Annotated in this window: 21 protein-coding genes and 2 pseudogenes; 6 read left to right on the top strand and 17 right to left on the bottom strand. The window is 60.1% G+C overall.

The annotated features are described in order from the left end of the window. Window positions 1–72: 72 nt before the first annotated feature. Both P3T25_RS04270 and P3T25_RS04265 read left to right on the top strand, forming a co-directional pair. Window positions 73–1,149, top strand: coding sequence for a porin (locus P3T25_RS04270; protein WP_171928778.1), 1,077 nt, complete (start codon window positions 73–75; stop codon window positions 1,147–1,149). Window positions 1,150–1,322: 173 nt separating this feature from the next. After that, a complete protein-coding gene (locus P3T25_RS04265) occupies window positions 1,323–1,466 on the top strand; it encodes a hypothetical protein (RefSeq protein WP_166618143.1) in 144 nt (47 codons plus the stop codon). A 44-nt stretch (window positions 1,467–1,510) separates the two neighbouring features. On the opposite strand, the gene P3T25_RS04260 is transcribed toward P3T25_RS04265, so the two are convergent. The 3 genes and pseudogenes from P3T25_RS04260 to P3T25_RS04250 form a co-directional block, all read right to left on the bottom strand. Then, a complete protein-coding gene (locus P3T25_RS04260; protein ID WP_154558433.1) occupies window positions 1,511–1,951 on the bottom strand; it encodes an ester cyclase in 441 nt (146 codons plus the stop codon). Between the two features lie 29 nt (window positions 1,952–1,980). Continuing rightward, window positions 1,981–2,232 (bottom strand): annotated as a pseudogene (locus P3T25_RS04255) (DUF1269 domain-containing protein); the annotation flags it as partial. Window positions 2,233–2,559: 327 nt separating this feature from the next. Further along, window positions 2,560–3,450, bottom strand: a pseudogene (locus P3T25_RS04250) (LysR family transcriptional regulator); the annotation flags it as partial. Window positions 3,451–3,992: 542 nt separating this feature from the next. On the opposite strand from P3T25_RS04250, the gene P3T25_RS04245 reads away from it, so the two are divergent. Together P3T25_RS04245 and P3T25_RS04240 are read left to right on the top strand one after the other, a co-directional pair. Then, window positions 3,993–5,051, top strand: coding sequence for a Dyp-type peroxidase (locus P3T25_RS04245; RefSeq protein ID WP_429357573.1), 1,059 nt, complete (start codon window positions 3,993–3,995; stop codon window positions 5,049–5,051). Then, window positions 5,044–5,847, top strand: a complete 804-nt coding sequence (locus P3T25_RS04240) for a family 1 encapsulin nanocompartment shell protein (RefSeq protein ID WP_154558431.1) — start codon at window positions 5,044–5,046, stop codon at window positions 5,845–5,847. Before P3T25_RS04245 ends, P3T25_RS04240 begins: the two co-directional genes overlap by 8 nt. 70 nt (window positions 5,848–5,917) lie before the next feature. On the opposite strand, the gene P3T25_RS04235 is transcribed toward P3T25_RS04240, so the two are convergent. Next, the gene (locus tag P3T25_RS04235) at window positions 5,918–6,907 is read right to left on the bottom strand and encodes a LysR family transcriptional regulator (protein WP_154558430.1); all 990 of its coding nucleotides are present in this window, start codon (window positions 6,905–6,907) and stop codon (window positions 5,918–5,920) included. A gap of 273 nt (window positions 6,908–7,180) precedes the next feature. Here P3T25_RS04235 and P3T25_RS04230 point away from each other — a divergent pair, with 273 nt between their 5' ends. Then, complete coding sequence (locus P3T25_RS04230; RefSeq protein ID WP_429357572.1) at window positions 7,181–8,608, top strand: PLP-dependent aminotransferase family protein; 1,428 nt, start codon at window positions 7,181–7,183, stop codon at window positions 8,606–8,608. Window positions 8,609–8,698: 90 nt separating this feature from the next. Here the strand turns inward: P3T25_RS04230 and P3T25_RS04225 are convergent, their stop codons facing one another. From P3T25_RS04225 to P3T25_RS04175, 11 genes are all read right to left on the bottom strand, one after another. Continuing rightward, complete coding sequence (locus tag P3T25_RS04225) at window positions 8,699–8,956, bottom strand: MoaD/ThiS family protein (protein WP_154558428.1); 258 nt, start codon at window positions 8,954–8,956, stop codon at window positions 8,699–8,701. A gap of 55 nt (window positions 8,957–9,011) precedes the next feature. After that, window positions 9,012–9,563 carry a molybdenum cofactor biosynthesis protein MoaE gene (locus tag P3T25_RS04220; RefSeq protein ID WP_408517078.1) on the bottom strand — a complete coding sequence of 184 codons (552 nt, stop codon included), beginning with the start codon at window positions 9,561–9,563 and terminating at the stop codon, window positions 9,012–9,014. Window positions 9,564–9,608: 45 nt separating this feature from the next. Continuing rightward, window positions 9,609–10,712: a GTP 3',8-cyclase MoaA gene (moaA, locus tag P3T25_RS04215; RefSeq protein WP_168435555.1), complete on the bottom strand. Its 1,104-nt coding sequence runs from the start codon at window positions 10,710–10,712 to the stop codon at window positions 9,609–9,611. Between the two features lie 235 nt (window positions 10,713–10,947). Further along, the gene (locus tag P3T25_RS04210; RefSeq protein WP_154558455.1) at window positions 10,948–11,859 is read right to left on the bottom strand and encodes a bestrophin family protein; all 912 of its coding nucleotides are present in this window, start codon (window positions 11,857–11,859) and stop codon (window positions 10,948–10,950) included. A gap of 37 nt (window positions 11,860–11,896) precedes the next feature. Beyond that, window positions 11,897–12,904: a cytochrome d ubiquinol oxidase subunit II gene (gene cydB / locus P3T25_RS04205; protein WP_154558426.1), complete on the bottom strand. Its 1,008-nt coding sequence runs from the start codon at window positions 12,902–12,904 to the stop codon at window positions 11,897–11,899. Window positions 12,905–12,908: 4 nt separating this feature from the next. Next, window positions 12,909–14,297, bottom strand: coding sequence for a cytochrome ubiquinol oxidase subunit I (locus P3T25_RS04200; RefSeq protein ID WP_429357571.1), 1,389 nt, complete (start codon window positions 14,295–14,297; stop codon window positions 12,909–12,911). Between the two features lie 123 nt (window positions 14,298–14,420). Continuing rightward, window positions 14,421–16,703, bottom strand: a complete 2,283-nt coding sequence (locus P3T25_RS04195; protein WP_429357570.1) for an FdhF/YdeP family oxidoreductase — start codon at window positions 16,701–16,703, stop codon at window positions 14,421–14,423. Window positions 16,704–16,954: 251 nt separating this feature from the next. Next, window positions 16,955–19,744 carry an AAA family ATPase gene (locus P3T25_RS04190; RefSeq protein ID WP_429357569.1) on the bottom strand — a complete coding sequence of 930 codons (2,790 nt, stop codon included), beginning with the start codon at window positions 19,742–19,744 and terminating at the stop codon, window positions 16,955–16,957. 450 nt (window positions 19,745–20,194) lie between these two features. Further along, window positions 20,195–20,575, bottom strand: coding sequence for a TraR/DksA family transcriptional regulator (locus P3T25_RS04185; RefSeq protein ID WP_154558422.1), 381 nt, complete (start codon window positions 20,573–20,575; stop codon window positions 20,195–20,197). Window positions 20,576–20,721: 146 nt separating this feature from the next. After that, window positions 20,722–20,922, bottom strand: coding sequence for a hypothetical protein (locus P3T25_RS04180; RefSeq protein ID WP_154558421.1), 201 nt, complete (start codon window positions 20,920–20,922; stop codon window positions 20,722–20,724). Window positions 20,923–20,950: 28 nt separating this feature from the next. Continuing rightward, a complete protein-coding gene (locus P3T25_RS04175; RefSeq protein ID WP_154558420.1) occupies window positions 20,951–21,202 on the bottom strand; it encodes a hypothetical protein in 252 nt (83 codons plus the stop codon). Window positions 21,203–21,431: 229 nt separating this feature from the next. On the opposite strand from P3T25_RS04175, the gene P3T25_RS04170 reads away from it, so the two are divergent. Continuing rightward, a complete protein-coding gene (locus tag P3T25_RS04170; RefSeq protein ID WP_233469066.1) occupies window positions 21,432–21,770 on the top strand; it encodes a DUF6566 family protein in 339 nt (112 codons plus the stop codon). 72 nt (window positions 21,771–21,842) lie between these two features. Here the strand turns inward: P3T25_RS04170 and P3T25_RS04165 are convergent, their stop codons facing one another. Beyond that, window positions 21,843–22,202, bottom strand: coding sequence for a host attachment protein (locus tag P3T25_RS04165; protein WP_233464729.1), 360 nt, complete (start codon window positions 22,200–22,202; stop codon window positions 21,843–21,845). 290 nt (window positions 22,203–22,492) lie between these two features. Next, window positions 22,493–23,500, bottom strand: coding sequence for a rhamnose ABC transporter substrate-binding protein (gene rhaS, locus P3T25_RS04160; protein WP_429357568.1), 1,008 nt, complete (start codon window positions 23,498–23,500; stop codon window positions 22,493–22,495). Between the last annotated feature and the right edge of the window lie 80 nt (window positions 23,501–23,580).

Below are 23,580 nucleotides of genomic sequence, written 5' to 3'. Positions count from 1 at the left end.
CAAACGTGCTGATGGACCCAGCCGCACCGTATCCCCAACCGAAGTGAATAAACCAAGCACAGGAGACTGTTGATGAAGTGGAGCATGACAAAGGCAACCCTCGGCGTGACGTGCGCCGGCCTCGCCGGATGGGCAGCAACGGCCCATGCGCAATCGAGCGTGACCTTGTACGGGATCGTCGATGCGGGCGTCGAATACGTGAATCACGCGAGCAAGGACGGCGGCGCCGCGCGCCTCGTCTCGGGCGGCAAGAACACCTCGCGCTGGGGTCTGCGTGGTGTCGAAGATCTTGGCGGTGGACTGAAAGCGGTCTTCCAGTTGGAGAGCGGCATCAACGTCGCGAACGGCCAGTTCGACGACGGCCCCGGCGCAATCTTCGACCGCCGCGCCACGATCGGCCTGAAAAATCGCTTCGGGCAAATCACGCTCGGCCGCAATTTCACGACCACCTACGACTACATGCTGCAGTTCGACCCGATGGGTTACGCGCCGAACTACTCATGGGCGACGTCATCCACCGCTACCGGTGGTCGTAAGGACGGTTTGTTCTCGCGTTCGGCCAACGCCGTGCGCTATGACGGCACGTACGCCGGGTTCAAGTTCGGCGCCATGTACGGCTTCGGCAACGTGCCGGGCAGCATGAAGTCGAGTTCCAAGTACGACTTCGGTCTCGGCTATGAGAACGGTCCGTTTGCCGTCGTCGCCACCTTCGACCGGCAGAACGGCGCGAACGACAGCGTGACGCCCGCGGATACCACCAACTACATTCAAGGCATCCACGCCGGCTTGAGCTACGACTTCGGCACGGTGAAGGCGATGGCCGGCTATCGCAACTATCGGCGCACCTTCCACACCGCCGCGCCGACCTTACGCAGCGATATGTACTGGGTCGGCGGTCAATACGATGTGACGCCGTTCTTCTCGCTGTTTGCCGCGGTCTACCATCAGGACATCAAGGACGCGAGCGACGCCGATCCGACACTGTTCTCTCTGCGGGCGCAGTACGCATTGTCGAAGCGGACAGTGCTGTATATGGCGGGCGGTTATGCGATGGCCAAGCATGACAACGCGGTCAGCCTGTCGCGTGATCTGACTGGCGCGGCGGATACGCAAGCGGGTGTCACGGCGGGGATTCAGCACCGGTTCTGACGCATCAGGATGCGGATAACGCATCCTGGCGTGCAGGCATCCAAAGCAGAGCGAGGCGCGGCGAAGGTCAATCCTTCGGCGCGCCTCGCTCGTTTGCTTTTAGATGGATTCGGGCAGTCCATTCGCCTAGAATGAATCAGGCAAATAGAGCACTAGCTGACAGGAGCCATGCCATGTCACAGGTAAGCCGTGATACCCGTAAGACGCCTCGCCACGGCCTGCTGTGGTTCGTTGCATTGTGGCTGCTTGGCGTCGGCGGAACGGCACTACTCGTGCTCCCGTTTCATCTTCTAGTCGCTGCCGCCATGCATCACTAGCATCGGCACCTTCCCCGGCGCTTATGCGTCCGTCCTCGCGCAACTCAAGATTGCTCAAGCGTTGGTGGTAACTGTCCAAGTTGCCGGAACACCGATAGCCAGTCTTCGAGATGCCACGTCTTCGCAATCAAATTTCCGCGCATCTGATGGAAAGAGTGAATTGCGAAACTGATGTGTTTGGAACTGGCCGCAATGCCCAGTAGTGTCCCGGTTTGCGTGCCCGTGATCTCTGCGCGAACGCCCACCCGGTCCCCATGAATCAACACGTCGAGAATGGTGATTTTCATATCCGGCAGTGCTGTGGCGATGTTCGCGAATATTTGAACCATCTGGTCAGGTCCCGGCGCCACCCCGACGGGCTCGGGAATATATTCCCAATCAGGGGTAACGACCTTTCGTAACAACGCGACGCTTTTCTGCTCGAAGGCGCGATAGAGCCCTTCAATCGCTTCACGGGTGATAGCTTCGTCGGTAGATACGGCCATGTCCGGTTACTCCTGAAGAATGCACCCGGTCAGGCAAGTGGTTTGCGCAAAACGCTCCCGCCATAACCGAGCACGATATTGTCGACTTCAAACGGTGACGCCTCCTGCGCCTCGAGGATGAATGCCACGTGGCCAGGGGTCAGTTTGCCGGATATCGATGCGACCAGATCGTCGTCGAACGTGTCCTTGATCGCGTGCTCGGCCAGTCCACCGCTTGCCCCTATCGTGAAGCCAAGTAGCGCCCCTGCCGGTCCGCCAAGCATCCCGATCAAACCGCCCGTCAGCGCACCGATCACTGTGCCCCAAAACGGCCGGGTTTGCTTGTCGAGCAGGATCAGCTTACCCGTGGCGTCCTTTTGAACCAGCACGCCGCTCTCGATTTTGAAACCAAGGTCTTTTTCCTCAAAATTCCTGAAATCCCGACCGGCTCTTTCGGCGACGTCCACACTGTCGAAAACCGCGACGATCAACTGTTGTGCCATTTGATAGCTCCTTGACTCGCCAACGTTGTCTATCAAAGATAGTGACTTTCGCATCGCGTGCCATTTGTTTGTTTCCGATTCATGGTATCGGTCGGACTGGGCCTTGACCTCAGCGCGCGCTCTACCGAGGATTTCCGGCGTGCAATGGTTTAGCATCGTCACAATCAGTTGTACCCGCATGGGTATCTGGCGTTGTGTCTGACTCAGGAGATTCAGTTCGAATGGCGGCACGTCGAAAGCCGGCAGGATTCGGACCAGCTTGCCCGCTGCGAGCGCATCGACGCACGCCGGCTCTTCCAGCACTCCGATGCCGGCACCCGAAAGGATCATTTCATACATGGGCCGCCAATGACTGGTCTTGATTGCGGTACGAATCGACGCGCTCTCCACAACGGTCGCCACGTGCCTGAGCGGCAACTGGTCGGTGCCGAACATGCCCTGGACCCGAATGAACGGGTGCTTGACCAGCTCAGACGGCTCGGTGATCGGACCGTGCTGGCTGAGATAGCCTGGCGCCGCAACAAGAACGCGCCCAACCTGACCCAATCGACGGGCAATGAATGCCCCTTCTCCAAGTTGCCCAAGACGAAACGAAATATCGACGCCCTCCGTCACGAGGTCGACGATCCGGTCGTTCAGGACCAGTTCCAGATCCAGCTGTGGATAGCTTGCCCGCACCAGCGTCAACGCTTCTGGCACGATCGTCTCGCCAAAGCAGTGGGGCGCCGCGATGCGAATCGTTCCCTTGAGACCCTGCTCGTCGCTCGACACTTCAGCGACCGCCTGTTCCACGGCGTGCAGAATCCTCTTGCTACAGTCGTAGAAGGTGACGCCTTCGGGCGTGCGATTGAAAGCGCGTGCACTACGGAGCAGGAGCCGGCAGCCAAGGTACTTCTCCAGCCGCTCGATGCGTTCGCTTGCGGCCGGCTGCCCGATATTGAGGTCCCGAGCCGCGCCGGAGATACTCCCACGCTCAACCACCCTGACGTAGATGCGCATGGCTTCGAACAGATTCACCGCACGCTACCTCCATTCGCAATGCGAATTATTTGGCGCCGCCTTTCTTGCTGCGAAAGACAGGCCTGAACGGATGGTAACGATATGACAGGAGAATAGAAGACCGTCAGGTCCGATATGAAGTATCGAATGAGAAGCAGAGATTTGCGACAAAACAATGTCGAACATTATCGGCACATGATCTCACCTGACGCCGCTTGACACGTTGCCGGCCGGCGAGCATGCAAAACGCAATCGGGTCGCCCGTCTGGCCTCGGGATGCCGCATTCGGACTCACCCAGATCCTTTGCACTGTTTCCATAATGTGCCTGGGCGGTATAACATCTCTGGACGCATAGTTGAACATCGACAATGTCACGTATATCTGCGCACCTCCTGATGACGAAGCAACTCTTCACGTGTGCTTGCAGCGGCTGTAACAGCACACATGCTTCAATCATCCGCACGAAAAATTTGCGCGCGCCTTAGACAGATGATCACAAAGGCGGAAAGACATTCGCTCCATTCCCGGAATCAATAACGGTTCATCAATATTCAATCCGATGCCCAAAGACACCCCAGAATCGCAAGCCGTCTGTAATGACATCACACGTAGCGCGATCTTCATCGTCGCGACCCTCGCGCCAGGCCAGGAGCCCGCTGAACAGGTGCGCGCGTGGTGCGGGGACGTTGCCGCCCTGGTACGCTCGGTCGGCAAGCGCGTCCCCTCCGGCAACCTGTCGTGCGTTGTCGGCTTTGGCTCCGACGTGTGGGACACGTTGTTCGGCGCCCCGCGCCCAGCGTGCCTGCATCAGTTCCGCGAATTCGGCGCAGGCGAACGTCGCGCCGTGAGTACGCCGGGGGATATCCTGCTGCACATCCGCGCAGATCAGATGGATCTCTGCTTCGAGCTCGCCACGCAACTGACAGGACGGCTCGGCGCGGCGGTCTCAGTCATTGACGAAGTACACGGTTTTCGCAACTTCGATCTGCGCAGCATGGTGGGCTTCGTCGACGGCACCGAGAATCCGGCGGGTCGTGAGGCCGTCGATTTCACCCGCATCGGTGACGAGGACCCGGAGTTCGAGGCCGGCAGTTATGTCATCGTGCAGAAGTACCTGCACGACATGACCGGCTGGAACGCGCTTTCCGTTGAGACCCAGGAGCGCATTATCGGCCGCACGAAACTGGCCGACATCGAACTCGACGAAGCGGTCAAACCGTCGTGTTCACACAGCTCGCTCACCACGATCACCGAGAACGGCGAGGAAGTGAAAATCCTCCGCGACAACATGCCATTCGGCCGCCCCGGCATGGGAGAGTTCGGCACCTACTTTATCGGCTATGCCCGTTCGCCCGAGCCTATCGAGCAGATGATGGAGAACATGTTCGTCGGGCGGCCGCCGGGCAACTACGACCGGCTGCTCGACTACAGCCGCGCGGTCACGGGCAGCCTCTTCTTCATCCCGTCGGCCACCTTGCTCGAGGCGCTCGCAGATCGCGATCCGCAAGCGGCTGCCGGCGCAGTCGAGCAACGACCCGAACCGTCTTCATCCGCCGAGCCGCGTCACGACGGCTCGCTGAATATTGGCTCTCTCAAGGGAATCTCTCAACATGAATAATCTGCATCGCGAGCTTGCCCCCATCTCCCGTGCCGCCTGGTCGCAGCTCGAAGACGAAGTGGCTCGCACGTTCAAGCGCAGCGTCGCCGGCCGTCGTGTGGTCGACGTCAAGGGTCCCGGCGGAACCGAACTGTCCGGCGTCGGCACGGGGCATCAGGTCGCGATCGCCGCGCCGCAGCAGGGCGTCTTGGCGAAACTGGCTGAGGTAAAGAGCCTCGTGCAGTTGACCGTGCCGTTCGAGCTGCAGCGCGAAGCGATCGACAGCGTCGTGCGCGGCGCGAAAGATGCCGACTGGCAGCCCGCGAAGGAAGCAGCCAAGCAGCTCGCCTATGCCGAAGACCGTGCGATTTTCGATGGATATAAGGCTGCGGGCATAGGTGGCCTTCGCGAAGGCTCGTCGAATCCGGCGCTCGCGCTGCCGGCCGACATCAGCGATTATCCGAACACGATCAGCAACGCGCTCGAAGAGCTGCGGCTTGCGGGCGTCGACGGACCCTATTCCGTATTGCTCGGCGCCGACGCATATACAGCGCTCGGCGAGGCGCGCGATCAGGGCTATCCGGTGATCGAGCACATCAAGCGGATCGTGAATGGCGACATCATCTGGGCGCCCGCGCTTGCCGGCGGCAGCGTGCTATCCACGCGCGGTGGCGACTTCGAGTTACATCTTGGCGAAGAGCTGTCGATCGGATACGTGAGCCATACCGACACCGTAGTGCGCCTCTATCTGTGCGAGACGCTGACATTCCTGATGCTGACCAGCGAAGCGTCGGTGTCGTTGACGCAGGCAGAGTAAGCGCCTTCCGATTCCTGCTATCGGTTGCTGGGGGTTGCCAGATCTCCCAGCCTCAGCCATCGTTGCGTGTTCAGGCCCGCAACGATGGTGTTAGAAGTGCAGACACATCATCGTCGGGAAGTACTTCAAAGCGACTCGTCACTTCGCCGCAGTCGACCTGCACCCTCTCCAGGATTTCCGACGTGCACTTTCTCAACATCGTCACCATCATCCGTACCCGTGGCGGCACCGGACGTTGCGCCTGAATCAGTACATTCAGATCGAAGGGCAGCACCTCGAATTCCGGCAGTATGCGCACGAGCCTGCCCTCTGCAAGCGCGTCGACGCATGCCGGCTCTTCCAGCACTCCGATGCCTGCACCCGAAAGGATCATTTCATACATGGGCCGCCAATGACTGGTCTTGATTGCGGTACGGATCGGCGCGCTCTCCACAACAGTCGCCATGTGCCTGAGCGGCAACTGTTCCGTGCCGAACATACCTTGGACCCGGATGAACGGATGCTTTACCAGTTCAGACGGCTCGGTGATCGGACCGTGCTGGCTCAGGTAGCCTGGCGCGGCGACGAGAACACGCCCAACCTGCCCCAGTTGACGGGCAATGAATGCCCCTTCCCCAAGTTGCCCAAGACGAAACGAAATATCGACGCCCTCCGTCACGAGGTCGACGATCCTGTCGTTCAGGACCAGTTCCAGATCCAGTTGCGGATAGGCTGCGCGCACCAGGGTCAACGCTTGCGGCACGACCGTCTCGCCAAAGCAATGAGGCGCCGCGATGCGAATCGTTCCCTTGAGATCCTGCTGGTCGTTCGACACTTCAGCGACCGCCTGCTCCACGGCGAGCAGAATCGCTTTGCTACGCTCGTAGAACGTGACGCCTTCGGGCGTGCAGTTGAAAGCGCGTGCGCTACGGAGCAGGAGCCGGCAGCCGAGGTATTTCTCCAGCCGCTCGATGCGTTCGCTTGTGGCCGGCTGCCCGATATTGAGGTCCCGTGCCGCGCCGGAAATACTCTCGCGCTCAACCACCCTGACGTAAATCCGCATGGCTTCTAGCAGATTCATAGTGCCCAACCTCCCTTTGTACCTATCTCGCGTGATTCGAACCAGTTTTTACGCATCGGAAGGCCCCTGCGGGGCGGCCTGGCAATGCGCATTCGATGGAGAACAGGTTAAGGCTGGGCTATCGGTCGCTGAGTGCACACATCGGGCCGACTCGGGTCAGTACAGTTCTGCTACGCTCCTTGCACCGGGCGGCCGCATGGCGAGGCGAGCGCGTGCCAGCCGGGGGAGAGGTCGATACAACGTGCCGCTGCGGAACGCTAAGGGAATCGTCCGATGAATCTCTACGAGAAGCTGGCAGATGACATCGAGAAGCTGATCCGGCAAGGCGTGTACGGGCATGGCGAACGCCTCCCATCGGTACGGCAGACCAGCCAGCAGCATCGGCTCAGCGTGACGACTGTCATCCGCGCCTATTTGCTGCTCGAAAGCCGCGGTTTGCTGACGGCGAGGCCTCAGTCGGGCTATTTCGTCAATTTCAGGGGCGAAGGGGGCGAACGGAAAACGCTCGAACTCAGGCCATCGAAGCCGATTCCGATCTCGTCGCCGGTCGACGTCAGCCGGCTGGTGCTGTCCACCTTGCGCTCGATCGGTGTCGACGATGCCGTGCCGCTCGGTTCGCCCTACCCCGACCCTGGCCTCTTTCCCTTCGAAAGGCTCAACCGCTACGCTTACGACGCGGGACGCGGCAAGACGCGCTGGGGCGTGACCGACGCGCTGCCACCCGGCAATGCGGCCCTTGTGCGCCAGATCGCGCGACGCTACCTCGAGAACGGCATGGCCGTCGATCCGAACGAGATCATCATCACGGTCGGCGCAACTGAGGCGATCAATCTGTGCCTGCAGACGGTCGCGAAGCCCGGCGACGTGATCGCGGTCGAGTCACCGACGTTCTACGCGATGCTCCACGCGATCGAACGGATGGGCATGAAAGCGATCGAGGTGTCGACGCATCCGGAGCACGGCATCGATATTGAAGCGCTCGCCGCCATCGTGGAGTCGCAGACCATCACGGCCTGCATGGTCATGCCGAACTTCCAGAATCCGCTGGGTTTTCTGATGCCCGACGAACGCAAGCGCGAACTCGTGGAATTCCTGACGAAGCGGGACATTCCGATCATCGAGAATGGGGTCTACAACGAGCTTCACTATGACAACACGCATCCCAGCACGTTGAAGTCCTTCGACACGAAGGGGCTGGTGCTGCACTGCGGGTCGTTCTCGAAGACCCTCACGGCAGCCTACCGGATTGGTTGGGCGCTGCCGGGCCGATATCGCGATCAGGTCGAGAAACTCAAGTTCCTGAATACGCTGACCTCTCCGTCGATTCCGCAAATGGCGATTGCGGAATTCCTCGAGCGCGATGGCTATGAGCATCACCTGCGAAGGGTTCGCAGAGCGTATGCGCAGCAGGCCAATCTGATGAAGGCGACCGTCTCGCGTTTCTTTCCTGAAGGCACCCGCATGTCCAATCCCGCGGGCGGATACGTGCTGTGGATCGAACTGCCGCCCAAGGTCGACGCCATGCGGCTGTATAACCTCGCGCTCGATCAAGGTATCACCATCGGACCGGGCTACATGTTCTCGGTCTCGGAGACGACCTATCGGAACTTCATCCGCCTCAATTACAGCAGCCCCTGGTCAAGCGAGATCGAACAGGCGGTGATTACTGTGGGCAAGCTCGTCGCGATGTGCGCCCGGTAGCGGCACGCTGATACGCTGGCCACGACCTTAGCGCGTGTGGGGCACGGGTGAACTCCGAGCGGCCCGATCTGGATCTTGAGGGGGGGAGCCTCAGCCCCCCGTGACCGGCGGAAAGAACGCGATTTCGCTGTCCTCGCGCACGACAAACGTGTCGGCGACCATCTCGTGATTGACGGCTGTGCGGAGCGGCCGGCCCGCGCGCAGTGCCTCGGCCATCCGCTCGTCTCTCGACGCGAGTCTGACCCGCAGGCAGTCAACGGGGAGTTCGGGCGCGTCAATGTGCACAATCTCCTGCGAGATGCCGAGTTGTTCACGAACGCTAGCAAAATATCTGATAGTGAGTTTCATTCGTCTGTTCCTGTTGCCAGCACGATGTGGGCGCACGTTGTGAGCGAATCGCGCATCACCCCCACCGCAGCATCGACTGTTCGTCGCGCGTCTTGGCCTCGACCCATCTGACCTCGCCGTCACGGCGGATTTCCTTCTTCCACAGCGGTGCATGGGCTTTCAGGAAGTCCATCAGGAATTCGCACGCGTCGAATGCCGCCCTGCGATGCGGCGCGGCGACCACGACGAGCACCACCGCCTCGCCAAGCGCGACGCGGCCCACCCGATGCACGATCTTCACCGCCTCCAGGTGCCATCGTGCGATAGCTTCTTCGACGATGCTGCTGAACGACTGCTCGGTCATCCCCGGATAGTGCTCGATCTCGAGTGCGACTAAGTCGTCGAAATCACCGCAATGACGCACCACGCCGAGGAAGTTCACGATGGCGCCCACGTTGGGATTGCGCGTGACCGGCATGATTTCCGACTGGATATCGATCGGCTGAAACTGGACCCGTACTTCGAAGCCCGACGCGATGGTGGCCTGCACAAGCGCTGGATCGATTGCACGCTTGCCGGCATGCGCCGCGTCAGGCTGTGTGCGATCGCTGGGCGACGGTGTTGTCATGGCAGAACTCCGGTCTCTGTCTGCTTCGCAAGGACTCGCCAGGCGTCAACCGCCGACCAGCGACATGCGGACGGTGGGATAGGCTTTCCCCGATCCTGGCCTGCGCGGTGTCGAGCGAAGCTCGGAGTAGCGATCGTCGCGCTGGATCCACCGGCTGCGGACGACCCCAGCCAGCTGCTCGACTGAAGCGGCCTCAGTGAGCCAGGGCCTGAGGTCCGTGCCATGTGTGGCGAAAAGACATGAATAAAGTTGACCATCGGCCGATACGCGAGCGCGCGAACACGACCCGCAGAACGGTTGGGACACGCTCGCGATGAAGCCGACTTCGCCTGTGCCGTCGGCATGGCGATAGTTGACCGCGGTGCCCGTCTGTTCGCGAACGACGACGGGGACGAGAGGAAACGCCGATTCGACGATGTTGCGCGTCTCGCGAGCCGTGATCACCTTCGTGTTCGACCAGCCGCCCGCGCCGCCAACGTCCATAAATTCGATGAAGCGCACCGCCACGCCGGTGCCCTTGAACAGCCGCACGAGCGGCAGGATCTGGCTGTCGTTGGCGCCTCGCTCGATCACGGCGTTGACCTTGACCGGGTCGAGTCCCACCGCACGCGCGGCCTCGATCCCGTCCAGGATTCGCGACACAGGCATGTCGACGTCACTCATCCGGCGGAATACGGCTTCGTCCACGGCATCGAGGCTCACCGTCACGCGACCGAGGCCGGCGTCGCGCAACGAACGCGCCTTTGCGGCAAGCAGGGAGCCGTTTGTCGTCAGCGCGAGCTCCAGCGGTTTACCGCTGGGTGTGGTCAGTTTCGCGAGTTGCTCGATCAGGGATTCGAGTCCACGCCGCAGGAGCGGCTCGCCGCCCGTGATGCGGATCTTCTCCACCCCGAGCAGCGCGAATGCTTTCGCGAGCTTGAGCATCTGTTCGAACGACAGGCGTTCCGAAGACGGCAGGAACCGGTAGTCTGCGCCGAAGGTCTCCCGCGGCATGCAGTACGTACAGCGGAAATTGCATTGATCGATGACGGACAGACGTAGATCCCGCAGCGGACGATCGAGCGTGTCGAGCGTGGTCGTGACAGCGCCGGCGGATACGCCATGGCGCGATGCTGTGTCGGCGAGTATGGGTTGGTGGACGATGTTCACGATCTATCCGAAGGTGGGCGGCGGGATGTGGCGTTGCCGGCAGTCGATCTGTCTGACCGGGACAGCCGCCGGTCCGTCAATGACCTGCTGGCAGGATAGTGCGTCGGCCCTGCCTGCGGGACGCACAGTCTGTGCCGAATTTCAGGAGTACAGTTCGTGCGCCGTATCGGGTACGACGGCGAGGCTGACGCGCGTCCTGCCGGGCAGGCTGACCGGATGCGTCGAAGAACGCGCTCTAAGTCAGTTGGTACGCGCGCACCGGTACCACCTCCTCGGGAAGTTCACAGCCACACAGTTCAAGAATCGATCGTTCGATGTTGCGGGTCATGGCGTCAAGCGCCAGCGCATTCGGCGCGACTGTAAAAGGCTCGGCGACTTCGCTAGCGATCGCTTCAAGCGCAATGAGCGTATAGGAAATGAAAACGCAAAGAAGCGGTGTGAAGAACTCCGTCGAATCGACCAGACCGAACGGCAGCAAAACGCAATAGGCGTAGACGGTGCGGTGCAGCAACACACTGTAGGCAAATGGAATCGGCGTGGAGGCGATCCGTTCGCAGCCCCCCACGGTTCTTCCCAATTCGTTGATCTGCGCGTCCAACATCCAGAGCTGGGTATCCGACATCAAGGCCCGACTTTGCAGATCGGCAAAGTCGCGGCGAAGCTCATTGAGCAACGCGGTCGGTTTGTAGCAGGTGTGCTGCAATGCCTCGGTTCGCGTGCGTCCGAGAAAGCGAACGAGATCCGAAGTCGGGTCGGTCCCACGCAGTTGATGCTTCAACGCGTACACACTCGCAATCAGCGTATGAGCCATTTGAACGTGGTGATCGCTCCGCGGGACATAACACAGCATCTGCGAAGTCAGCGCCCGCGCCGAGATCAGGATGCTGCCCCAGAGATGGCGCGCCTCATTGAACCGCTCGTAACTTGCGTTGTTGCGGAACGCCAGGAAGATCGCAAGGGCCAGGCCAAACAATGTGAACGGCGCCGTATTGAGCGGGATCTTTTCGCCGAAAATGCGCCCTTGCGTCATCACAGCGAGACTACTGACGGCCGCCATAAAAACCAACTGCGGAATAATCGACTGCAACACGGAACCGTTCCAGACAAACAGCAGCCGGAACCAGTTCTGCCCTGGCCTCACAATCATAATGTGCTCTTTTAATGGTCTGACTTCGCCGTCACCCTCAGTGGTAACCGGCATCCCCTTCCCGCACCTTGCCCCGGAACACGCGATACTGCATGACGTTGTAGACGAGGATGATCGGCAGTACGATCACCGTGCCGACCAGCGCGAACAGTTGGCTCGAGTGGCTCGACGAGGCTTCCCAGATCGTCAGCGACGGCGGAACGATGTTCGGCCAGATACTGATGAGCAAGCCGCTATAGCCGAGAAAGCACAGCGCGAGCGTGAGCAGGAACGGCGTCGCCTCGTGCTTCTGGCGAAGCGAACGGAAGACGCCCCACACACAGGCGACAACAAGAATCGGCACCGGCAGGAACCAGCCGAGATTGCCGCTTCCAAACCAGCGATGTGCAACCGCCGGCAAGCCGATTACCGTCCATAGACTCACGACGACCATCACCCCGAGCAGGATGCTCACGAGCGGCCGCATCACCTCGCGCATCTTGCGCTGCAATTCTCCATCGGTCTTCAGGACAAGCCAGCCGCAACCGAGCGTCGCATACGTAGTGAGCACGCCGATTCCACAGAACAGGCTGAACGGCGAGAGCCAGTCGAACGGCCCACCGGCGAAGCGGCCATCGACGATCTTGATGCCCTGCAGCAGCGACCCCAGCACGATGCCCTGGCAAAGCCCCGCGAGCGCGGAACCGCCAATGAAGGCGAGATCCCACGCGTGCTGGGTCCTGACGGCCTTGGCACGCAGTTCGAAGGCCGCCCCGCGGAAGATCAGGCCGATGACCATCAGGATCAGCGGGAGATAGTTCGCCGGCAGCAGCGTCGAATAGACCACCGGGAACGCCCCGTAAAGCCCGGCGCCGCCGAGCACGAGGAATGTCTCGTTGCCGTCCCAGACGGGCGCGATGGTATTGAGCATCACTTGCCGGTCGCCCTTCTCTTCGAAAAACGGAAACAGCAGGCCGATGCCCAGATCGAAGCCGTCCAGCATCACGTAGATGAAAACGCCGAGTCCGATGATCGCGGCCCACACAACAGGAAGATCGATTTGCATGGTGTCACTCCCCTTCCAGTGCGTCCAACGGGCGATTACGCAGGACCGGATGCCGGCGGGACTCGCGGCGCTCGACGTGCTCCTCCGGTCCGCGTTTCATCATCTTCATCATGTAGTAGAAACCCATGCCGAACACCAGGAAATACACCAGCACAAAGATCAGCAGGGAAACGCCGACTTGCTGGGAACTGACCGGCGAGACGGAGTCCGCTGTACGCAGGACACCGTAGACCGTCCAGGGTTGACGGCCGACCTCCGTCGTTATCCACCCCGCCAATAGCGCCACGATTCCAGAAGGTCCCATGCACAGGACGAAACCCTGATACCAGCGCGTCTCGTAGAGACGGCCACGCAGTCTGAGCAGTAAGCCAAGCAGCGCCGTCAACAGCATCAGCATGCCGAGACCCGCCATGACCCGGAAAGTCCAGAACACGATCGGCGAATACGGACGGTCCTCCGGCGGAAACTCTTTCAGGCCGCGAATCTCGCCATCCCAACTGTGAGTCAGGATCAGGCTGCCCAGATGCGGTATCTGGATCGTATATCGCGTCACTTCCGCATTCATGTCGGGCAGGCCGACCAGGTTGAGCGCGGTGCCCCCGTGCTCGGTTTCCCACAGGCCTTCGATTGCCGCGATTTTGGCCGGCTGATATTTGCGCGTGTTGAGTCCGTGCGCATCGCCAACGAAAATCTGTATCGGTGTCAGGAAAAGCAGGATCCACAGCGCCATCGAAAAACTACGCGTGACGGGTTTGTCGCGCCGGCCGTGCAACAGATGCCACGCACCGCACGCAGCAACAATGAAGCCCGCGACGATGAACGCGGCAATGGTCATATGCGCGAGGCGATACGGAAACGACGGATTGAAAATCACCTTCATCCAGTCGACAGGCACGATCCGACCATGCTCGATGGCGAATCCTTGCGGCGTCTGCATAAAGCTATTCGACGCGAGAATCCAGAACGTGGAAATGAGCGTGCCCACCGCAACCATTAGCGTGGCGAAGAAGTGCGCGCGTGGGCTGACGCGTTGCCAGCCAAACAGCATGACGCCGAGAAAGCCGGCCTCGAGAAAGAACGCCGTCAGCACCTCATAGGTCAGGAGCGGCCCCGTGACGTTGCCGGCCACGCTGGAAAATCCACTCCAGTTGGTGCCGAACTCGTAGGCCATCACCACGCCCGAGACCACCCCCATTCCGAAGCCGACCGCGAAGATCTTCGACCAGAACTGGAACATGTCCTTGTAGGCCACGTCGCCGGTGAGCAGCCAGCGCCATTCCAGCACGGCGAGGAAACTCGCCATGCCGATACTGATCGCGGGAAAAATAATGTGAAATGAAACGGTGAACGCAAACTGCAGCCTGGCAAGGTGGAATGCATCGAAGATTTCCATAATTGGTCAATGACTCCAGGTGATAACAGCATTTGCGTAAAACGGCGTTCACGCCCGCTATCCTGCAGGTCGATCAACCGGACGCGCACGTAAGGTTGATCGACCCGTCAAGCTTGCTTCAAGTCAGGCTTCTGCCGAACGCACGACATGAACTGGAACAGATTTGTACGACGGCGTGCCGCTCTCTTTGTCAATGAAGTCGAGTGGCACCAGCACGTTGGCTTCCGGATAGTAGGCCGCCACCGAACCCGGCGCGATGTTGTAGGCGATTGCGGTGATCTTCTTCAAGCTACGCTGCCTGCCCGCTGAAATCGTTTCAATGTCGACCAGATCGCCATGCTCGAGTCCACGTGCGGCAAGATCGTCTTCGTTCATAAACAGCACGTCACGCCGGCCGAACACACCACGGTAACGATCGTCCATGGCATAGATGGTGGTGTTGTACTGGTCGTGGCTGCGGATCGTGATGAGACGCAGCACATTTTCAGCGCCGAAAACGTCTGCATCTTCCTTCACCCCGCCGTACACCGAGAACATCGCCTTGCCTGACGGCGTGGGCCACACGCGTTCCGTCGGAGGAAGCGGCATACGGAATCCTCCGGGCACCCTGATTCGGGCATTGAATGCCTCGAATCCCGGCACGGTTTGCTCGATCAGGTCTCGAATCTTGTCGTAGTCGGCAACCAGTTCCGACCATGCCACCTTGCTGTTCGGCAACGCAGCTCGCGCAATACCGGCGACGATCGCCGGCTCGGATAGCAGGTGTTCGGAAGCAGGCTTCAGCTTGCCTGAAGAAGCGTGGACCATCGACATGGAATCCTCGACCGTAATGGATTGCCGGCCGGTCGCCTGGATATCCAGTTCCGTGCGCCCCACCACAGGCAGCACGTACGTTTCTTTTGCCACCAGCAGGTGCGAACGATTGAGCTTGGTACCGAGATGAACGCTCAAATCGAGCTTACCCATTGCCGGAAAGCACTGCTCGGAATCGGGTAACGCGACTGCGAAGTTTCCACCCAGGCAAATCAGGGCCTTGGCCGTACCGTCGATCATCGCCTGCATCGCCTGGACGGCATCGTGTCCGTGCGCGGCGGGCGGCTTGAAGCCGAATACATCTTCGATCTGCTTGAGGAAGGTGGCAGACGGTTTTTCGGTGATACCGACAGTGCGGTTCCCCTGCACGTTGGAATGCCCGCGCAAAGGACAGATGCCCGCGCCAGGTTTGCCGATGTTGCCGCGCAATAACAACAGATCCGCAATCAGACGGACATTGGCGGTGCCCTTGTTATGCTGGGTAACGCCCATGCCATACGTGACAATCGTCGCATTGGATTTTGCATAGGCAATCGCAACCTCGTCGATATCCTCACGCGTGAGTCCACTGGCCTTTTCGATATCGTCCCATGACGTCGCTTCCAGATCGGCCGCAAACGCGTCGAACCCTTGAGTATGCGTTGCAATGAACTCGTGGTCCAGGACAGTGTTGCCCTGTTCCGCGTCCATCTGCAGGAGCGCCTTCATGATGCCTTTGAGCGCGGCGGCGTCTCCGCCGGCGTCGAGCTGAAAATAGGTCGACGCGATTCGGGTCGACGCAAAGGTCGCCATTTCGAAAACGCTCTGCGGATCGGCGAAGCGCTCCAGCGCGCGCTCGCGCAGCGGATTGAACACGATGATCGGCACGTTGCGCCGCGAGCATTCGTGGAGCGTCCCCATCATGCGCGGGTGATTCGTGCCGGGGTTGTGGCCGATCGAGAGGATCAGTTCGGTCTTGTCGAAATCATCCAGCGATACCGTGCCTTTGCCGATCCCGATCGACTGGGGCAAGCCAACGCTGGTCGGCTCGTGGCACATGTTCGAACAATCCGGGAAATTGTTGGTGCCATATTCCCGCGCGAACAACTGAAAGAGGTAGGCGGCCTCGTTCGACGCTCTGCCTGAGGTATAGAACTCGGCTTCGTTGGGCGAGGACAATCCCCGCAGCACTTCACCAATGCGAGCAAATGCGTCCTCCCATTCGACCGCCCGGAATTTGTCCGTGGCGCGGTCGTAGACGAGCGGATGCGTCAGCCGGCCAAGATCCTCCAGTTCGTAATCCGTCCGTTGCAGCAGCGACGACACCGTGTTGTTCTCGAAAAACTCCGGCGTCACGCGCTTGGTCGTCGCTTCCCATGTGACCGCTTTGGCGCCGTTCTCGCAGAACTGGAACGTGGACTTGTGCTCCTTGTCAGGCCACGCGCAACCCGGACAATCGAAACCGTCGGGCTGATTGGTCCGCATCAACGTGATCGGCGCCTCGATGCTTTCCATTTGGGTTCGGACCGCTTGAGCTGTCGCCCGGAGCGCCCCCCAACCGCCAGCGGGTCCGTCATATGGTCGGATTCCAGGAACTTCTCGTCGTGTGGTCATTTGATGCTCCATGGCCTTTATTAGGATGCCTGATGGCTATCCAGATTGAGGGTACGTCGCCTCACGGCATAAAGCGTGAATACGGAATCAGTCTAGCTGGGTTGATACGCTGCGAAAGGTACAGATCGGCCCGTGGCGAGCGTGCACAGTACACACAGTACATGTGCGGTCACAGCGCCTGTATCGCCCAGACTGGGAGTGCGCACGCCGCCGGCGATGACGTAGCGGCGTCTCCCAGAGGGTTACGCACCTCATCCCTTCGAATGGGCGCCTACCGTTGCCTCGGCGCTGCTGACCTCTTTGGACGGCTTCTTCTTCACACGTCCGTTGCTACCCTTCGCGCCCGTCGCCTTAGGCGTAGGCGGCGCCTCGCTCTTGCTGAACTTCACTTCGCCGCTGTCCTTGTCGTAACTGACCTCGACGCTGTCGCCGGACTTCAAGGCGTCGCTGAGAATCTCCTTCGCAAGCCGCGTTTCCAGTTCCTGACGAATCTGGCGCTTCAACTCGCGTGCACCGAACTCCGGCCGGTAACCGGCATCGGCGAGGTGATCGACAACCGATTCGTCTATCTTGAGGGTAATGTCCTGCGCGGCGGCGGTGCGCACGACCCGTTCGAGCTGGATCTGCACGATCGAGCGGATGTTGTCGCGCGAGAGCCCGTGGAAGACGATGATCTCGTCGATCCGGTTCAGGAACTCGGGCCGGAAATGCCCCTTGAGCACCCCCATCAATTCCTCGCGGATTGCTTTCTCGGCCTGGCGATCCCCCTCGGGTTTTTCGAGGTTGTCCATGATGATCGACGCGCCGAGGTTGCTCGTCGCTATGATGATCGTGTTGCTGAAGTCCACCACACGGCCCTTGCCGTCGGTCAGCCGCCCGTCGTCGAACACCTGCAGCAGCACGTTGTACACGTCGGGATGCGCCTTCTCGATCTCGTCAAGCAGGATCACGCAGTAAGGGCGCCGCCGGACGCGCTCGGTCAGTTGCCCGCCCTCGTCGTAACCGACGTAGCCCGGAGGAGCGCCGATCAACCGTGCAACCGCGTGACGCTCCATGTACTCGGACATGTCGATACGAACAACCGCCTGCTCGTCGCCGAACACGGTTTCTGCCAGCGCCTTCGCGAGTTCGGTCTTGCCGACGCCCGTGGGTCCGAGGAACAGGAACGTCGCGATCGGCCGGTTCGTCTGGCCGAGTCCGGCACGTGACAGGCGTACAGCATCGCTCACGGCAATCACCGCGTCGTCCTGGCCTACCACGCGTTCGCGCAGCTTCTTCTCCATATCCAGCAGCTTCTGGCGCTCTTCCTGCGTGAGTTCCGTGACGGGAATGCCGGTAAGACGCGACACCACTTCGGCGATTGACTGCACGGTCACTTCGAGCGTCTCCGAACCGGTCTTGCGCTGCCATGCTTCCATCTGCTCGTCGAGCTTCGCCTGCTTTTCGCCGATAGTTGCCTCGAAAGCCTTCGCTTCATCGAATCGCTTGCGCGAGGACGCATAATCCTGCTCACGCTTCATCTGGGCGATTTCGGCTTCGAGCTCCTGGATGGCCGCGGGACGCGAGGTCGCGCCGATGCGCACGCGTGCCGCCGCCTGGTCAATCAGGTCGATGGCCTTGTCAGGCAAAAAGCGCGATGTAATGTAGCGATCCGACAGTTCGGCCGCCGCAACGAACGCATCGTCGGCGAAAGTCACCTGGTGGTGTGCCTCGAGCTTGTCGCGAAGGCCGCGCAGGATGACGATGGTCTGGTCGACCGTCGGTTCCGGCACCAACACCGGCTGGAAGCGCCGCTCAAGCGCTGCGTCCTTTTCGATGTACTTCTGATACTCGTTGAGTGTCGTTGCGCCGATCAGACTGAGCTCGCCGCGCGCAAGCGCGGGCTTGAGCACGTTCGCGATGTCGAGGCCGCCTTCTCCCCCGCCTTGTCCCGCGCCCACGATCGTGTGCAGTTCATCGATGAACAGGATCAGTTCGTCCTTCTTGGCCGTGACCTCATCGATCAACTGCTTGGCGCGCTCCTCGAATTCGCCGCGATACTTCGCGCCTGCCACCATCGAGTTGATGTTGACTTCGACGAGCCGCTTGCCGCGCAGCACTTCAGGCACGTCGCCGTTGATGATGCGTTGCGCCAGGCCCTCGACGATCGCCGTCTTGCCGACACCCGGCTCGCCGATCAGCACGGGGTTGTTCTTCTTGCGCCGCGCGAGCACCTCGATCGTGCTTTCGATTTCCTGCGCGCGGCCGAGCACCGGGTCGAGTTTGCCCTGACGTGCCATCGCCGTGAGGTCGCGCCCGAACTTGTCAAGGTTGGGCGTGCCGGTTGGCGCGTCGACGCGACCGTCCTCCGCCCCCTTACCGACGACTTTCACGACTTTCTGCCGCAACGCTTCCGGCGTCACGCCATATTTCTTCAGCAATGTGCCCGCGATACTGTCCGGCACGGCAGCAAGCCCAATGAGCAGATGTTCCGGGCCAACGTATGAATGCCCCAGATCGCGCGACGCCTGGAACGCATATTGGAACGCCTTTTTCAAACGAGGCGACACGGTCATCTTGTCGACTGGCGAGTCAGGATCGCCCTTTCCCTTCTGCGCATGCTGATCGATGTAAGCCTTGATATCCTGCGGCGAGAGCTTGAGTTCCTTCAGCAACGCCGCGCACACATCCGTGTCCGCGAGCACGTACAGCAGGTGTTCGGTGTCGAGTTCGTTACGGCCAAGTTCGTGTGCCTTTTCCGCGGCGCGCTGCAACAATTCGAGCGTCTGCTCGCTGAAAGCATCCGTGGCATCGACCGATTCACGCGGCACTTCGGCGTATCCAGCGTCATCGTCCTCGGCCCCATCCTCCATGCCGCCGAAGAAGCGCGACAGGCCGCCGCCCCCCAGCAATGAATCGAACGGATTCTGCATGCTTTGATGCCGCATTAGTTGCCGGTAGTCGTAGTCGCAGATCGATAAGGATTTCCGCTCCCCGTTTTGCACAACGGTTACACGGGCGACAGCGGGTCGGGCATTACAGATTTCGCAGAGGGCTGGCATCGGGAGTCACCTTTTCGGTTAAGGCATCCGGCTACGTAAAAGGTTATGGGGCGCGGTCATATGAGTTGCGAAGGCTTGGCGGGCTTCGCCAACAGGTCAGCTGAGTTTCTGTTCATGGTCCGTTTGTCTGGCTCAATAACCGGGGACCCGTGATAGTGATAGCTCATCGAGCGCGGTTTAAGCATCGGCGCGGAGCAGGTGTTCGTGCTCGACGAGCACTGTCTGAACAATACGGATCGGTTACAACGTCGATATCAACATGATTAGCATAACGAAACCCCAAATCCGCCCTTGGATTCTATGAGGGGTTTGTGAATAATGGAACATTGGTTTTTCCGATGATAGGCATTGGCGCAATCTGCCACCGGGGCCTCATGGAACAGGATTTCGCGGCCCGGCTTCAGGACCGCATCACGGCCATTCCCGACATCACAGCAGCGTTGGACGCCATCATTTGCCGGTCTCGCGACGGCTCTGCTCTTCAACGGTGAGGATCGCTTCCGGGGCGACTTCGAGCCGGGCTTTCGGTATCGGGTCACCACTCGCATCGGAGAGACCGTAGGTCCCCTCGTCGATCTTCTGCAGCGCCCGCTCGATGTCGTTGATGCGCTGGTCGTTCACGTCGTGCAGCGCCTGGTTGACCTCGTTCTGCGCCATGCCTTGCGCCTCGTCCTCGAACTCGTGCGCTTCGTCGCCGTGCTGCTCCTCGGCTGTTCGCTCGTTCGCGATCGTATTCTCCTCTCCACCCAACAGTTCCTGGCGTAGCGCGAGGAGGCGCTTGCGCTGCTGCGCGATGAACTCGTCACTCAACGTGCCCTGCTGCTCCGACATGGTTCTCTCCCTCGCCCTATATCAGGCGACAGCGCACTTTCAGCCAGCCTAAGGCAAGAATAGTACTAATTTGTAGAGATCAAAGTGCTATCTCGACCGTTTCGGAACGGCGTGCTCTACTCACCGATTCACCGTGGTATGGACGATCACGCACCCAGTTCCTGAAACGCATGGCCGTTCGCCTCGAGCCCATTCAGAATGTCTGGCGCCAGCTCGCTTTGCCACACGTGTCCATTGAGTTGCCAGTCACTTGTGTCGACGAGGTCGGGGAGGCCCGCTCCCGTGCGCACATAGAGGCCCAGTGTCGGCTTCTTCAGGTTGATGTAGAAATCGAATTCCTGCTGCATGGCAATACCTCATGCGAGATACCGAGAATCAACTATCGTCGACGTTGTCCGCATAGTGGTCGATAGCGACCTTGCACTCGTCCACAACGACCTGAAGGAAAGCGGGCTCATTTCTTTCGACCCATCGTTCCACATGGAGAAAGCGGGCCGTTCCCAGATCGGCGATGCGTTCCTGATCCGAGGTTGTGACATCGACCGTGACGATCCCCCGGTTACCCTGCAGCGGTGAGATCGTTGCGGCGATCTGGAACCGCCGATACGAAAGTTCATTCTGTGCCATGAAACCTCCCGTCAACCGAAAAGTGTGAGCCTCACGATTCTTTTGTACTCGAAGTCTATGAGCAAGTCATGTTCATATGAACATGGGTTTCTCCGATGCTAGATATTGGTGAAATACGCCTACCGGTTTGTCACTGAACCTCAATAATCCGCGTGTCGGACTGCTGGAGTTACGGCATGATGGCGCTAGAAGAGAGGCCCGCACGCTGCGTTGCGGGCGGATATCGATCATGACCGCTGCAAAGGAGAAAACGATGCCAACACGCACTGTTTCTTACGGCGAATACGAAATCGCCGTGCGCCCTGAGCGCAACAAGCTCGGCGCCTGGATCGCAAGTGTCAGTGTGAGTCACGGCACCCGAACAGTCGTCGATATTCGTCCCATGACCGTTCAACCCGAGTGGCTAACCGAAGAGGAGGCGGCAAGAGACGGGGTCGAATGGGGATGCCGGTTCATCGATCGCGAGTTCAACACGCCGCCGTCTCGCTCATGGGTTGCCGAGCGGTCTCATGCGGAAACCTGGTTCCGTGATGCCGAGGAATCGGGTAGCTCGGAAACCAGCGCGTAGATAACACGTCAACACAGAAACCCTGCGAGGCCACGATCCGTGGCCAGGTCGGGTTGACTGTGTGAAGGCCGATCAGTGTCGCCGCAGGTGCGCCTCAATTTGCCGGGCATTGAGCGTCGACAGATCCTCGCTGGTTTGCTCGAATATCAATCGACGGGTTTCCTCGCTGAGATCCGCTTTGACCATGCCGAGAAACTTCGGCTCGATGGCAAGTCTTAGCCGATTGTAGAGTTGATGGAGCCGCCCTGCCTCCAGATACGCGGCAACGCGCTTCGCGAATTTCTCGCGGTCCTTTTCCGTCAGCATCGTGCCGGTATATTCAGTGTTGATGAGACTTTCTTTTTCATGCAAGTCGAGCGTGAGTCCCGGCGTCTGGAAAACACGCGCACGGCCTCCGTCAGCCACAACAAGCCACGTCATTCCGATCATCATGCACCTCTAAGCAGGGATTTATCTGCGTGTACGGCATCCGTTCTGACTGCTCGCCTCCGTCCTCGCCGAAAACCGCGACCGCCAACTGCTGCGTCAATGATCATCCGTGGTCCGAACGGCGCTCACTCAAGATAGCAGTTCGGACCCGCTACGCCCACGGTCGATTTACCGATTCATAGTATAGGTCTTAAAGTTCACGCCAACGCCTCCCGCGCATATCCGCAGCGGCTCCCGGTTGGCCCGGCCGGCACGCATATCCCGTACCCGAATTGCGGCGCCCCGCTCGCTGCCTAGAAATTGAAGTTGTCGATATTGCTCGCGTCGAACGTGGTCGGCGGTCCGAGAATGATTTCGCCTTGCGGGCCGATCGTGCGCTTGCCGAGCTTGCCGGCATCAAACGATTCGCCTTCCTTGCCGGCAATCGTCCCCGAGGACAGCGCCGCTGCCGCATAAGCCGCCAGATAGCCGAACTGATTCGGATCCCACAACTGGAACGCCTTGACGGTCCCGTTCTTCACGAACGCACGCATCTGATTCGGGGTGCCCAAGCCGGTCACCTGTACCTTGCCCTTGCTCGACGAGGACGAGATATAACGTGCCGCCGCTGCAATGCCCACCGTGGTGGGCGCAACAATCGCCTTCAGATTCGGATACGCCTGCAACAAGCCCTGCGTTTCGACGAACGACTTCTGGTCGTCGTCGTTGCCATACGCGATCTTCACGAGCTTGATCTTCGAGTACTCGGGCTTTTTCAACTCCTCCTGCATCCACTTGATCCACGTATTCTGATTCGTCGCGTTAGGCGTGGCCGACAGCACGGCAAACTCACCCTCGCCGCCCATCAGTTTCGCGACCAGTTGGATCTGTCCCCGCCCGATACCCTCCGCGTTCGCCTGGTTGACGAAAAGCTGACGGCCTTCAGGCGCCGTGTCGGAGTCGAAGGTCACGACCTTGATGCCTTGCGACATCGCTTTCTTCAGATACGGCACGACCGCGTTCGCGTCGTTGGCCGCGATCACGATCGCGTCCTGCCGCTGCGTGATCAGCGTGTTGATGTATTGCACTTGCGACGAGGCGCCCGCATCCGACGGTCCCACGACCTTGCCCACCCCGCTGAACTCCTTGATCGCGGCCATGCCGCCGTCGTCCGCAATCACTTCATAGGGGTTGTTGATCTGCTTCGGCACGAAGGCAATCTTCAGGCCGCTTTTCAGGCCCGCCGCGGACGCGGCACAACTGATCGCGACTAGCGCAATGCAAAGCGCGGTCTTGCCGGTGTGACGTAGAGGATTGAACATGAGCTGTCTCCTGCTTTGTTGTTGGACGACATGCTGTCCGGGTTGTCGGTATTTGGTATTGGGTATTTCTTGTGGAGCCG

The organism is Paraburkholderia sp. GAS32 (assembly GCF_050434225.1).
GTDB lineage: Bacteria > Pseudomonadota > Gammaproteobacteria > Burkholderiales > Burkholderiaceae > Paraburkholderia > Paraburkholderia madseniana.
Note: the sequence above shows the minus strand (reverse complement) of the source record. Positions and strands in the feature narration are given on the sequence as shown.